Raw genomic sequence first — 14,578 nt, forward strand, 5'->3', positions numbered from 1 at the left:
AAAAAGAGACAATTTAGTAACTACTGTGGGTTATGGCTTTTTGAAATTAGGAACTCCGATTTCGGAAGGAAGCTTGATTAGAGCGGAACACCGACCCTGGATGCAGACCACATACAGGGTTCCTTCTACTAAAAAACTGAGCACCAGCTTCAGGTTCAGGTATGATGCCCGGTTTATTCAGAATCTGGAAGCGGGAAATCTGGCGGATGGTTTTTCTTTTAATCACAGGTGGCGATTTAACAATGCCCTGAGGTATGCCTGGGGTAATTTGATCAGTGCAGACACCCGATTTACTACGACTATGCTCAACGAAGCATTGTTCGGAACAGGACCAGGTCCCAATGGGGTCAGGCATGAGCACAGGACACATTTTTTGGGGCAGTTGGGTAAAGGAAATTTTGTTTATTCCCTGGGATATGTGATCAGGTATATTAACACCAGTCCGACTATTGCAAGAATCAACCATGGTCCGGTGATCTGGGTGACCATAAATTTGAACTTAATAAAAGGCAAACAACTTCCGACATTTATAGAATATCCCAGTGACCATGTAGATTAATTGACTGTTTTAATAATGGATACTTATAACATTCCGAATAATCAGACAATTGAATAATTGCTTGCTAATAGTTAGGAGGCTTCTTCCATTTATTTTTTGCAGTATATTTTTGTCAATTTCCAATTAACCTGTTTCTTTACTAGAAGTAACCTTAGTTAGCTAAAGTTGGATGATGAAGCGTTTTTTAGGATTCATTTGCATACTTTTAATTTTGCCATTTTACACCAATGGTCAAGCCCAGTTCAGGACAGAGTCCTGGTGGGGTTTAATGACTTCAGGCCAAATAGCAGAACGATGGTCCCTTTGGATGGATACGCATTATGTTCCTGAAATTTTCCTGATTGTGCGCTCTGGACTTACTTACCATACCCCCAGTAATAACTTCAACTTTACAGCCGGTTATGCCCATTTGGGTTTGACAACACCATTTTCTGAAGGGAGGCTTATCTGTCCTGAAAGAAGACCTTGGGCTCAGGTGATATTCAGAGTTCCAGGGGCTACTCAGTATGGTGTAAGTTTTAGATTCCGGTATGATGCCAGATTCCGGAATCAATTTGATAATGAATCTCTATTGGATGGCTATGACTTTAATCACCGGTTTCGTTTCAATTCAGCCATCAGGTACAATATAGGGCGCTCTGAAAAATTTCAATCTGCTTTTTCAGTAAGCATGGTCAATGAAACTTTATTGACCAGAGGGCCATCATTTTCGGAAGTGCCCTTTGAGCATCGGGTCTTTTTGCTTTCCGGTATTCAAAGAGGTACCACAACCATTTCACCAGGTTACCACCTGCGTTTTCAAAGTGGTCCTTCAGGCCAGGTCAGGGTGCTTCAAGGTTTTGTTTTATGGATCAACCTGAATTATAGGTTCAAGGATTTCAAAAGGCATTTGCTTAGAGAGTTTCCTTCTGACAAAATTTAATCTCTATGAAATAAGAAAAAATTCATTGTAGTTTTGACTTCGCTTTTTTCCAACTTCATCTAAATATTTTTTATAAGGGCTGGTTTTGACTAACTTCCAGCCTCAAACCATTTATACCGAATTAAAATGAAAAAACAATCCGCACAAGTTGCTGAGGATAAGGCATCTAATAAGGGGAGGGTCCAAGATTCTTTCAAAGCACAGGTTTTGGTAGAAGATGCCCGTACAGGCCTTAGTGCTGAAGCCTTAAAGAAGGCTATCCTCAACCAAATTTTTTATGCGCAGGGAAAATATCCGGAAATAGCTACCCGCAACGATTATTATATGGCTTTATCCTTTGCCGTAAGGGATAGGTTGCTTCAAAGATGGACTTCCTCAGTAAAGCAATACTTGGATGGAAAAAACCGGGTGGTTTCTTATCTCTCTGCCGAGTATTTACTTGGCCCGCATTTGGCCAATAACCTTATTAACCTCGATATTTACAAAGAAACCGAGCAGGCTACCAGAGATTTGGGGATAGATCTTCAGTGGTTGATTGACAAGGAAGTAGAACCTGGTCTCGGAAACGGAGGTTTAGGCCGTTTAGCTGCTTGTTATATGGATTCTTTGGCCACATTGGAAATTCCGGCCATAGGATATGGTATAAGGTACCAATTTGGTATTTTTGAACAGGACATCAGAGATGGTTGGCAGGTAGAAGATACTGACAACTGGCTTAGGAGAGGTAATCCCTGGGAAATAGAAAGAAGGGAACTCAACTATGAAGTAAAACTAGGCGGTCATGTGCAGCATTATATGGATAGGGATGGTAGATACAGAAGTAATTGGATGCCTGAACTTACCGTAAAAGGGGTTGCTTACGATACACCAATACTTGGATACAAGGTAAATACCTGCAATACCCTGCGTCTTTGGAAATCTGAAGCCCCAAAATCATTCGACTTTCAGTCGTTTAACTCAGGGGATTATAACCATGCGGTAAATCAAAAGATAATCTGCGAAAATATAAGCAAAGTGCTTTACCCAAATGATGAAACCATCAGCGGAAAAATTCTAAGATTACAACAGCAATATTTCTTCGTATCCTGTTCCCTCCAGGATATGATTGGCATTCACCTGAGACAAGGTGAAAAAATAGAGGACTTTAATGTAACCTTCGCCGTTCAATTAAACGATACCCATCCTGCTGTTGCTATAGCAGAAATGATGCGTTTATTATTGGATGAGCATGATTTGGAATGGGTGGATGCCTGGAGGGTAACAACTAGAACTTTTGCTTATACTAATCATACTTTATTGCCAGAGGCCTTGGAAACCTGGGATTTGGAATTGTTTGGGTCTGTTCTTCCGAGGCATTTGGAATTGATTTATGAAATCAACAAAAGGTTTTTGGATGAGGTTACCATAAAGGTTTATGGAGATCATCAAAAGATCAACAGCCTTTCCCTGATCGGAGAAGGCCCAAGAAAATTCATTAAAATGGCAAATTTGGCCTGTGTTGGTAGTTTTGCGATTAACGGCGTGGCGGCCTTACACTCTGAATTGCTCAAAAAGACAGTTCTGAAAGACTGGTATGCCTATAACCCGGAAAAATTCAGCAATAAAACAAATGGTGTGACACCAAGGAGATGGATGGTATTAAGTAATCCAAAACTTACCGATCTGATTTCCGAAAAGATTGGAGAAAACTGGATCAAGCACTTGGAAGAATTAAAAAAACTGGAAAAGTTTGCAGAAGATCCTGATTTCCAAAAGGCTTGGATGCAAGTCAAATTGGAAATGAAACAAGAGCTCGCTAAACGCATTATGCTTAGAACAGGGGTAAAAGTTGACCCAGAGTCAATGTTTGATATTCAGGTAAAAAGAATCCATGAATACAAGCGGCAGCACTTGAATGTGCTTCATCTGATCACTTTGTACAATAGGTTGAAACAGAACCCCAACATGGAAATGGTACCCCGTACCTTTATTTTTGCAGGCAAAGCGGCTCCAGGTTATAAAATGGCTAAATTGATCATCAAATTGATCACTTCAGTAGGTGATTTGATCAACAATGACCCGGATGTCAACCACCGTTTGAAAGTAGTTTTCTATCCCAATTACAGTGTGACCAATGCCCAGCGGATTTATCCTGCAGCTGATCTTTCTGAACAAATATCTACGGCGGGGAAAGAAGCTTCTGGGACTGGTAACATGAAGTTGTCTATGAACGGTGCCCTTACCATAGGTACGTTGGACGGAGCAAATGTAGAAATAAGAGAAGTCGTAGGCGAGGAAAACTTTTTCTTATTTGGGTTGACGGAAGAAGAAGTGGTGCAAAAGAAAAATGAAGGTTATAATCCTTACGCTTATTACAAGAAAAATAAGGAATTGAAATTGGCTATTGATCAGATTACCAACGGTTACTTTTCACATTTGGATAAAAGTACCTTCAAGGACCTGGTCAATAATTTGTTACAGCACGACCCATTCTTGGTTCTGGCTGACTATGAATCTTATATTGCTTGTCAGGATAAAGTTTCGGAAGCTTTCAAAGACAAGAGCTCTTGGGCAAGAATGTCAATATTAAATACTGCCAGAATGGGCAAATTTTCCAGTGATAGAAGTATCAGGGAATATTGTGATGAAATATGGAAAGTAAAATCTGTACCCGTTAAATTGAACGGAAATTAAACCTCGTTTAAATTATTGATAAAGCCGGAATTTCCATGGAAATTCCGGCTTTTTACTTGCTTTCCCCAAGCTGGAATTGCCCTCATAATAAGGCTTATATATGTATTTTTTGATGAAAGAAGTAATTAGGTTTATAAATGACTAAATGTTTAATATTTTCTATAAATTACCCCTATTGCCATTAATTTCCGAAAATTCATATTTTAAATGACTAGTTGATTGATTTTTTTTATTCTTTCTAAAAAACAGAATTTTAATGCGAAATCTAAAAAAGTTATTATTAATTACAAAAAACACTACAGAAGATACTTTGGTTAAATTTTGAATTTTTAGATTAAAATTATTTTATTTTCAAATTTTCTTTAATAAAAGAAATATTATTATTTTTACTTTAGATTTTTCGATCAGAAATGCACGAATAGTTTCCACTTATTACAATGATGGGTTTATTGATCTTTTTCATGATGAAAGCGTTTTTTTCAAATCAGTCTCTCAAAAGCATAATTCTTTTGATAAGGTCGGGTTTTGCGTTCACACAGTTTTTAAAAAGTTTGGACATGATTTTTTCCAGAAATGCTTCAGCTTTTTTCTCATCTTTAATTCATAATTTTTTCCCAGTTCAATTTTCAATACTTAGAGTAACCTGTATTCTTTTGGCATCAGGTATTTTTTCTATTAATTTTTTAAATGCTCAAACCCAACCGCCCAGTATTACCAGCGGAGTTACTTTTCAATGGGATGCTCCACAACCAACTCCTTCATCTCCTGCCAATCTGGTTTCAGTAACTGTTGATGACAAGGTTTATGACAGGTTTTCATTTCCAAGCAGGTATGAATTAACCCGTCTCGGTCCCAGTGGACATAATCAAAACAGAATTGTTGAAAATGGGGTTTTCCTTGAAACAAATAGTAGCAGTCCTACATGGAATGCAAGTGCATTGGCAGCTTTTAGCAGTCCAAATCTAAATTTTAAATTTGATTCTGACGGAAACGGAAGAAATATTTGTTCAGATTTTGATGCTGCTTCCACGACTGATGCACAAATTCAATCGCTCTTTTACGATAATTTACAGGTAGTCAATCAGGATGGCATTGTTGGTATATCTACAAGAAATGCCAACAGTTGTGTTTATATTGAAATTGTAGGTTCCCAATCATTAGGTGGACCTGAAACTGTTTTGGGCAGTTTTTTTGCCAGACCAGGGCCTTCAATTGTGGGGCCTGTATTTGGACAGCCTGCTGTAGGAGCGGATTATTGGCGTTCGGGTAGGGTGAACTCCAATAATGGAAATATCGGGATAGCATTATTTAGATTAGATCAGGTAGCACCTTTGGGTGCTTACATTACCGAAATTAGGTATGTAGGTGCAAATGTAAATCATGCAGATGGCAAAGTTTTCTTATTAAGAACATCTTCTGTGGATTTAAGTGTTACCAAAACAGTGAACAATTCAGTACCGGATTTCGGTGAGTCCATCACCTTCACAGTTTCGGCCATCAATAATGGGCCTTTAAATGCTACCAATGTCCAGGTCAGAGACCTTTTGCCTTCAGGGTTCACCTTTGCCAGTTTAAATGTTTCCAAAGGTAGTTACAATATTGGAACTGGAATTTGGGCAATAGGTAACCTTTCCTATGGAGAGATTGCTACCTTACAGATCGGAGCCACAGTCAATACTTCAGGAAATTATACAAATACAGCTGAAATTACGCCCATTACAGGCGATCCCAATCCAGACAATAACATATCCAGCATTACTGCAGCACCAGTCAATGCCATTGTAGCCAACGATTTACTGATTAATGCTACGGCGAATACATCTGCAGCGGGTAATGTATTGGAAAATGACCGAATCAACAATCTTCCCATCACCATTGATGATGTGAATATTACTTCTGTAGATCCCTCTAATCCTTTGGTTTCAATTGATCCTGATACAGGAGAGGTCTTTGTTGGAGGAGTACCTAGCGGAACTTATACGATAAGTTATACCATTTGTGAGCTCGGGACCGATCCGGAAGATAGTAACTGCTCTACAGCAACCGTTACAGTTCAAGTTGAGAACCTGATAGTAGCGAATGACGATCTGGTTGTCAGTGCCCCTAATAATACCAATGCAGGTAATGTATTGGGGGACAATGGCAATGGTGCAGACTTGTTGAACGGTGATGCCATTGATATTGATTTGGTAAATATTACATCTGTAGTGCCTTCCAATCCTTTGGTTACCATAGATGTGGATTCAGGTATTATAACAGTTGGGGATGTTCCAGTAGGTATCTATCAAATTGAATACAGCATATGTGAATCCGGAACGGTCCCAGAAGGGATCAATTGTTCCACCGCTACCGTGACTGTCCAAGTACAAAATCTGCTTGTTGCCAATGACGATGTTGTAAACACTACGGCCAATAATCCAAATTCAGGCAATATATTTGAAGATAATGGGAACGGGGCTGATACTTTTAACGGTATACCGATTACCTCAGATCAGGTAAATATTACTGTAATTGACACATCAGATCCTTTGGTCACCATCGATACGGAAACAGGGAATATTTTAGTGGGTGAGGTATCCAGCGGTACGTATATCATTGAATACAGCATATGTGAGGCCGGTACAGACCCTCCGGGTTCTAATTGTTCAACAGCCATAGTGAACGTGCAGGTATTGAACCCAATAGTTGCCAATGACGATATGCTCATTAGTACTGCTGACAACCCTAATGCAGGCAATGTGCTTGAAGACAATGGCAATGGAACAGATTTATTGAATGGGGAAGCTGTAAGTATAGATAAAGTCAACATAGCTGTTATCAATACATCTGACCCTTCTGTTACTTTAGACACTGAAACAGGCAATGTTATTGTTGGTGAGGTAGCCAGTGGCACATACATCATTGAATACAGTATTTGTGAGGCAGGAACAGATCCCTTAGGAGCCAATTGCTCCACTGCCACCGTGACCGTTCAAGTCCAAAACCTGATAGTTGCCAATGACGACATCATCATCAGTGAAGGGGCTAACCCTAATGCAGGCAATGTGCTGGAAGACAATGGCAATGGGCCGGACATGTTGTTTGGTGAAGCTGTAAGCATAGGGGAAGTGGACATTGCCGTAATCAGTGCATCAGATCCTATGGTCACAGTAGATACTGAAACAGGCAACATTGTAGTGGGTGAAGTGCCCAGCGGTTCTTACACCATTGTATATAGCATTTGCGAAGCAGGTACGGATCCGGCCGATGCCAATTGTTCTACTGCTACTGTTACTGTGCAAGTTCAAAATCCTATTGTAGCCAATGAGGACATCGTAAATAGCGCTGCCGGGAATCCTAACGCGGGAAATATACTAGAAGACAATGGCAGTGGCAGGGACTTGTTCAAAGGTGAAGCTGTAGGTATTGATCAGGTAAATATTTCGATTGTCAATACTTCCGTTCCTTCGGTCACTATCGATAATGATACAGGTAATATTGTAGTGGGTGAGGTGCCCAGTGGCACATACACCATAACATACAGCATTTGTGAGGCTGGAACGAACCCATCCAATACCAATTGTTCCACAGCCACTGTGACCGTGCAGGTCCAAAACCTCATAGTTGCAAATGATGGCACAGTAATCAGTTCCGCCAATAATTCGAACGCTGGAAATATATTTGAAGATAACGGTAACGGAGCCGATACTTTCAATGGTGCCCCGCTGACTCCAGATCAGGTAAATATTACATCTTTAAATATATCAGATCCATTGATCACTATCGATCCAGTAACAGGAAATATTGCTGTGGGAGACCTTGCCAGTGGAACTTATACCATAGCATACAGCATTTGTGAGATGGGCTCTGACCCTGAAAACTGTGATTCTGCCTTAGTTACTTTAATTGTTGATACAGATTTGGAAACCATCGTTGCTAATAACGACAATATAAGCGGTGTCCAAGGAGCAAATGGGGCAAACAATGTGATTAATGTGCTGGATAACGACAGGATCAACGGTGGCACTGTAAACATTGACCAGGTAGTGCTTATTGTTGAAGGGATCGAGGTAACGGAACCGGTACCATTTTTAAATGAATCTAATAATTCTGTTCCCAATATTGTTTTGAATCCAGATGGAAGTGTGGATGTAGCAGCTAACACAGCAGATGGTACTTATACAATTATATATTCCATTTGTTCTTCTTCCAATCCGGAGAATTGTGATTCAGCTATCGTTACGGTTATTGTCAATGGAGCCGTCATTGTGGCCAATGACGATAATTATGGACCATTTGATGGGACAGAGGAATTGACCTTTGGAAACGTATTTGAAAATGATTTCATTAATGGTTCCCCTGTAAATCCTACAGATGTGTTCCTGATCCTGCAAAGTGGTAATGAGGAATTGACATTGAATGAGGATGGCTCAATTACATTGGCGGCAAATACCCCGGCGGGGGAATACATGCTGATTTACAGTATTTGTTCATTAACAGATTTAAATAACTGTGATTTTGCTTTTGTAACGGTAACTGTACATGGAGAAATGGATATCGCCATTGAGAAGACATCTAATGATATAGAAATCTGGGGAAATGATGCATTTGATTATTTTATCAATGTGACCAATACTGGTACTGAAAACCTATCTGATGTTTTGATAGAAGATCTTCTCCCGGAAGGAATTAGCTTCCAAAGCCAGGAGGTGAACAGTTCAGTAGAAGGTCTCCAGGTCAATTTTGATCAAGAGGACAATAGATTAAGGTGGACAGTCCCCTTGCTTCCTACAGATGCTTTCATTGCTATCAGATTGACTGTTGTGGCTGCAAGTGTGACAGAAACAAGTCCCCAATCTATAACCAATAATGCAACAGTAGTCTCGGGGCAGTTGTCCGATAGTGCAACCGACACGAATTCTATCAACCCTTTCTTCATTCCAAATGTTATTACACCAAATGGGAATGGCTTAAATGACACCTTTGAAATTGTTGGGATAAATAAGTTTGTAAAAAATGATATTATCATTTTCAACAGGTATGGAGATCATGTCTTTGAAGCTGAGAATTATGTCAATGACTGGGATGCAACTGGTCAGGTGGCAGGCACTTACTTTTACATCTTTAGGGGTGAGGATAGGCAAGGAATAAACCAAGAGTTCAAAGGTTGGATACAGGTTATCAAAAAATGATGAATCAACTTATGAAAAAGTTTTTTTTTAGTTCAATATTGATCTTTTTATGGCTGGCAATGATTCCTCTTAAATCTTGGTCTCAGCAGCTTCCTCAGTTTAGCCAGTACATTTTCAATGGTCTGACAATCAATCCGGCATATGCAGGATACAAAGGACAGGGCTATATTCAGAGTACTTTTCGAAATCAATGGATAAACTTGCCCGGTTCGCCTCAGACCCTGTCATTAACAGCAGATCTAAGTGCGAATAACGGTTTGATGGGGTTTGGTGTCTCCCTTTTACATGATCAGATAGGTCCGACTAAAACAACCTCGGGACTCATATCTTATGCCCACCGCATACAGACTGGTGATAATAGTTTTCTAAGCCTTGGAGTAGGAGGAGGAGTCAGTCAGTATTTAGTAGATGCCAGCATGCTGATTGCCAAAGACCCCTTAGATCCTGACTTGCCCTTTGACTCTCAGGTGATGTTTACGCCCAATTTAAATACAGGATTATTTTTTCACTCTACTCGTTTTTATGCGGGCATAAGTGCGTTTAATCTGGTAGGAAGAAAGACTTTGGAGCGGGAAGATATTGCACTTTCTTTCCATGATATCCACTACTTTGTTACGGCTGGCTTAATGTTGACACTAAGTGATTACGTTGAGTTCAAGCCTAGCTTTTTGATCAAGGAAGTACAAGATGCTCCAACCAGCTACGATATTAATGGCATGTTTCTTTTTGTCGATCGGTTGTGGCTTGGAGCCAGTTACCGTTCCAATATGCGTCTTGGCAACGATAGTGCAGAGGGAAACTTTATGCTTAACAACAGAACTGCAGTGGCTTTTATAGTGGAGGTATTTCTTACAGATGAGCTCAGGTTTGGCTATGCGTATGATAAAAATTTAAATGCTTTGGAAAATTACAGAAATAATTCACATGAGTTTTCATTGGGATATTATATCACCAGGAAAGGTGCTAAGGTCAAAAACCCAAGGTGGTTCTGATCCAATTATATGCTCAAACCACCTTACTCGGATTTTTCAAAAGTCTCAGGAAGCTTAAGGTTTGACATTGACCCTATTTCCAAATTTGGAGTTTTTTTCAGTTTTCTTTTCAGAACTGATTTTTTCAGTCTTTTCCTCTGTAGTTTTTCTAAGATGCGGACTATTACTTTTAATAGGTTGCCTTTTTTTCCTATTTCCAGGGTTATTTCTTTTTTGATGAGGGCTTGTTTTGGAAGAAGTGTTTTTGCTATAAGAAGGGCCCTCCTCAAAACCTTCAGGTAAAGGTATTTTTGAAATTTCAAGACCAATCAAGTCCTCGATTCTCCTGAATTTATTTCTGTCTTTATCATTGATGAAGGTAATGGCTTCTCCTTTGCTGTCTGCCCTGGCTGTCCTTCCAACTCTGTGGACATAATCCTCAGGATCGTTGGGTGTATCAAAATTGATCACCAATTCAATGCCTACCACATCAATTCCCCTGGAAATGATATCTGTGCCTATGAGAATTTTCAAGGTTCTGTTTTTGAAACGGGACATAATATTTTCCCTTTCTGTCTGATCCAGGTCCGAATGAAAAGATTCCACCTCAAAGGAATTTCTGAGAACCTTAAAAAGACTTTTAACTTTTTCTTTGGTGGAGGCAAATATGATCACCGCTTCATAGGCCTTTTGAGAAAGGATATGCCTGACAAGTGCTTCTTTTTGATGATCAAAGACCAAATAAGCAGATTGGGTGACTCCTTCTGCCGTTTTGCCAATTGCCAAACTGATTTCTTCCGGATTTTGTAAGAGCATTTTTGAAAATTGCCTGATTTTAGGAGGCATTGTTGCAGAAAACAGGATGGTTTGTCGCTTTTTTGGAAGGTAATTGACAATTTTAATTATGTCATCAGAAAAACCCATGTCCAACATTCTGTCGGCTTCGTCCAAAATCAGGTGTTGGATTTTATCAAAATTTATTTTGCCGCTGGAAAGCAGTGCAATTAGTCTTCCCGGTGTGGCAACAATAATTTCTGTACCTGTTTCCAATGCCTTTTTTTGTTGCTCCCATACTATTCCATCTCCACCACCATAAATTGGAATAGAGCTGATTCCCAAAAAATAGGCAAAACCCTGAATTTGTTGATCTATCTGTAGAGCAAGTTCTCTTGTAGGTGCCAAAATAAGTGTATTGAGTCCGGATGATTCTAATTTGGCAATCTTATTCAATATAGGCAAAACGAAAGCAGCCGTTTTTCCTGTACCTGTCTGTGCACAGGCAATGATATCCTTTCCTTCCATGATGATAGGAATAGCGGCTTCCTGAACCGGTGTGGGTTTTTCAAAACCCATGGCATCTAGACCTTCATCCAGCTCTTGTGTAAAATTAAAGTGTTTAAAATTCAATGTTTCCATAATTAAATATAAAGCATAGCCCATGCTATGAGAACAAATTGTAAAGGCAATCTAAAAAGCAACAACCACTTTGGTAATCCTTTGACTCCTTTTTGATACATGTAAATGTTTGCTGGAAATACAGCGATCAAAAGCAGGATAATTCCTATAGCCGCAATTGACCTTGTCTCTTGAAACAATAACCCTATTCCAAAAATAACTTCAAAAGTACCAGCAAGCAAGTTTAATGTTTTCGGTTTGGGAAAAAAAGGGGGAATAACTCTGATATACATGCGGGGTTTGATAAAATGCATAATTCCCGCAAATACATAAAGCAGGCTCATTAAATATAGAAAAAATAGCTGCATCTTGTTTTTGAAGGGATATAAAATCAATTATATTACAACAAAGGAAATCAGTAAGTTCACTTTATTGTTTCCAAACATAAGAATAAAATCCTGGTATTTATTATATGACCTATTCCCGTTTAAAAATAATTTACTTCTTTTTGGCGCTTAGTTTTTCATTTACACATAGTGCCCATAGCCAAGAACAGGCGCAATTCAATATTACAGGTGTTTTAAAGGATGGACTCTCTGGTCAATTAATAGCGGGTGCAATTGTTACTTTGAGGGAAACAGCTTTTTCTGCCGTAACCGGAGAAGATGGGAGCTTCAGCATTAACAATGTGTACAATGACAGGTTTGTACTTAATATCAATCTTTCTGGATACCAATCTTATCAGGTCCAGTTCAATGTCAAAGATGATTTGGATCTGGGCACGGTTAAACTTTTTCCAATGGGCTATGAAAACCCGGAAGATATGGCGCTCCAAAGGACTATCCGGGCTACAAATATTGCTGAACTCTTTTCCAAAAGACCCAATTTTATTGGAGGCAACCAGGTATTCGGAATTCCCCCAGAACCCAAAAGATTAATCGGGAACTATTATTTGGATCCTAAATGGAATAAGGCATCCATCCTGCTTTACAGAGAGAATGAAATCATGGAAGGTTATTTTGTACGGTACAATATTGCATCCAATAATTTTGAACTCCGAGGAGAAGACTCGGAACAAGTGACTGTTTTACCCGGACTAAGGGTACAAAACATTGTATGGGTGGACAGTGAATTCAATGTCCCAAGGTATTTTGTCAATGGCATGGATTTTAAGGACGAAGGGGTACCCATTTCAGGATTTTTTGAAGTTTTGGTAGATGGAAAAATCCCCTTGGTCAGAAGAACCTTGGCGCTTATCAAAGCCTCCAATTACAATACAGCCTTAATGGTAGGGGAGCGAAATGATCAGATAGTCAAAAGAAATACTTATTACTACTTATTGGAAGGGGAGGTAATTGCCATTCCTAAACAAAAGAAGAAGTTTTATAAAATTTTTGGAGAAAATGCGGAAGAAATTGAGAGTTTCGTAAAAGAAAATGCTGTAAATATCAAACAGCCATCCGGCTATTTTACCATTTTCACGCACTATAACAGCAATTATGAGGGTTTTGAAGCGCTCGTTCCAAAATTGGTAGACAATTGATATATGAAAAAATTACTTTCTTTGATTATCGCATGCTTTTTCCTTCAAGTGGCTTATCCGCAGACCACACAAAAACCACCGCTTCACGGTAAGCATTGGATGGCCATAACGGGAAAACCCTTAGGCGCCACAGCTGGGGCTATGATTTTTTCTCAGGGAGGAAATGCAGTAGATGCTTCTTGTGCTATGTTAGCGGCTGTTTGCACCATGTGGGATGTTTTGAGTTGGGGTGGTGAGACCCAGGCCTTGATCTATCATCCCAAAACCCAGGAAGTAATAGCCATTAATGCCATGGGGATAGCGCCAACAGGAGCAACGGTCGATTTTTTCAAAGAGAAAGACATGCAATATCCTCCTGAATTTGGGCCACTTGCTGCCACTACTCCAGGAACTCCGGGGGGCTTGATGACCATGTTGGCAGAATATGGAACCATGAGCCTTGAACAGGTGCTTTCGCCCGCTATGGAAATGGCAAAAGGCTATCCAATTGAAGCGCAGACTGCCAATATGATTGAAAATAGAAAGGAATTGATCAAGGAATGGCCTTACTCGAAAAAAATATTTCTCCCTCATTTGGGACAAGAAAGAGAAGCCCCCTATCCAGGTGAGATATTCGTTCAGGAAGATTTGTACCAGACTTTAAAAAAACTGGTTGATGCCGAAAAAGAAGCCCTGGCGGAAGGAAAATCAAGAAAAGAAGCTATTTATGCTGCTTATGACCGGTTTTATAAAGGTGATATTGCTGAAGAAATAGTAAGGGGAACACGAGAGCAAGGTGGATTATTTACCATGGAGGATCTGGCCAAATGGAAAGTAAAAATAGAAGAACCACTCAGTACAAACTATAAAGGAATTGAAGTTTATAAACTTCAGGAATGGACTCAAGGCCCAGTATTATTGCAGAGTCTGAATATACTGGAGAATTTTGACCTTAAGTCAATGGGGTATAATTCTGCCAATTACATCAATACCCTTTATCAGGCCATGAGTTTGGCCTTTGCAGACAGGGATTTTTATTATGGTGATCCGGATTTTAGTCCTAAAAGCCCAATGAAAGGACTTTTATCCAAGGAATATGCCAAAGAAAGGGCCAAGTTAATCTTGGATAAGAACGATCCCAATATTATACCTGGGGATCCTTATCCTTTTCAAAACGAGCAGAACCCATTCCTGCACCTTTTGGAGAAAAGAAAGGATGCATTGGCTTATTACCAACCAAACCTCCCGATTCTTGGAACTGATGATCCCTTTCTTCAAAGTTTTCTTTCAGGAACAACTTCTATACAGGCCGCAGATAAGGAAGGCTGGGTGGTTTCAATTACTCCTTCTGGAGGTTGGATTCCA

Annotated in this window: 9 protein-coding genes; 7 read left to right on the forward strand and 2 right to left on the reverse strand. The window is 39.6% G+C overall.

The genetic code is table 11. From position 1 onward, the window contains the following. The 5 genes from QZT73_RS10125 to QZT73_RS10145 form a co-directional block, all read left to right on the forward strand. Positions 1 to 559 (forward strand): DUF2490 domain-containing protein (locus tag QZT73_RS10125; protein WP_291787946.1); only part of this gene is annotated, 559 nt, incomplete at its 5' end. A gap of 169 nt (positions 560 to 728) precedes the next feature. After that, positions 729 to 1,481 (forward strand): DUF2490 domain-containing protein, encoded by a 753-nt coding sequence (locus tag QZT73_RS10130; RefSeq protein WP_291787949.1) that lies wholly within the window; start codon positions 729 to 731, stop codon positions 1,479 to 1,481. A gap of 126 nt (positions 1,482 to 1,607) precedes the next feature. Then, positions 1,608 to 4,154, forward strand: coding sequence for a glycogen/starch/alpha-glucan phosphorylase (locus tag QZT73_RS10135; protein ID WP_291787951.1), 2,547 nt, complete (start codon positions 1,608 to 1,610; stop codon positions 4,152 to 4,154). 557 nt (positions 4,155 to 4,711) lie between these two features. Beyond that, positions 4,712 to 9,325, forward strand: a complete 4,614-nt coding sequence (locus QZT73_RS10140; protein WP_291787953.1) for a gliding motility-associated C-terminal domain-containing protein — start codon at positions 4,712 to 4,714, stop codon at positions 9,323 to 9,325. An 11-nt stretch (positions 9,326 to 9,336) separates the two neighbouring features. After that, a complete protein-coding gene (locus QZT73_RS10145; RefSeq protein WP_291787955.1) occupies positions 9,337 to 10,317 on the forward strand; it encodes a type IX secretion system membrane protein PorP/SprF in 981 nt (326 codons plus the stop codon). 54 nt (positions 10,318 to 10,371) lie between these two features. On the opposite strand, the gene QZT73_RS10150 is transcribed toward QZT73_RS10145, so the two are convergent. Next, a complete protein-coding gene (locus QZT73_RS10150) occupies positions 10,372 to 11,712 on the reverse strand; it encodes a DEAD/DEAH box helicase (RefSeq protein WP_291787957.1) in 1,341 nt (446 codons plus the stop codon). Between the two features lie 2 nt (positions 11,713 to 11,714). Beyond that, entirely contained in the window at positions 11,715 to 12,059 is a 345-nt protein-coding gene (locus tag QZT73_RS10155; RefSeq protein WP_291782128.1) for a DoxX family protein, read from the reverse strand. Positions 12,060 to 12,163: 104 nt separating this feature from the next. Between QZT73_RS10155 and QZT73_RS10160 the strand changes: the two genes are divergently transcribed. After that, entirely contained in the window at positions 12,164 to 13,234 is a 1,071-nt protein-coding gene (locus QZT73_RS10160; RefSeq protein ID WP_291787959.1) for a carboxypeptidase-like regulatory domain-containing protein, read from the forward strand. A gap of 3 nt (positions 13,235 to 13,237) precedes the next feature. Continuing rightward, positions 13,238 to 14,578, forward strand: a 1,341-nt coding sequence (locus QZT73_RS10165) for a gamma-glutamyltransferase (protein ID WP_291787961.1), incomplete at its 3' end; no start/stop codon positions are given.

It is taken from the genome of Cecembia sp. (genome assembly GCF_007126775.1).
Taxonomy (GTDB): Bacteria; Bacteroidota; Bacteroidia; order Cytophagales; family Cyclobacteriaceae; genus Cecembia.

Coding starts and splice junctions, on each gene's coding strand:
- QZT73_RS10140 (WP_291787953.1), top strand. CDS start 4,712: ATGATTTTTTCCAGAAATGCTTCAGCTTTTTTCTCATCTTTAATTCAT.
- QZT73_RS10135 (WP_291787951.1), top strand. CDS start 1,608: ATGAAAAAACAATCCGCACAAGTTGCTGAGGATAAGGCATCTAATAAG.
- QZT73_RS10145 (WP_291787955.1), top strand. CDS start 9,337: ATGAAAAAGTTTTTTTTTAGTTCAATATTGATCTTTTTATGGCTGGCA.
- QZT73_RS10160 (WP_291787959.1), top strand. CDS start 12,164: ATGACCTATTCCCGTTTAAAAATAATTTACTTCTTTTTGGCGCTTAGT.
- QZT73_RS10155 (WP_291782128.1), bottom strand. CDS start 12,059: ATGCAGCTATTTTTTCTATATTTAATGAGCCTGCTTTATGTATTTGCG.
- QZT73_RS10150 (WP_291787957.1), bottom strand. CDS start 11,712: ATGGAAACATTGAATTTTAAACACTTTAATTTTACACAAGAGCTGGAT.
- QZT73_RS10130 (WP_291787949.1), top strand. CDS start 729: ATGATGAAGCGTTTTTTAGGATTCATTTGCATACTTTTAATTTTGCCA.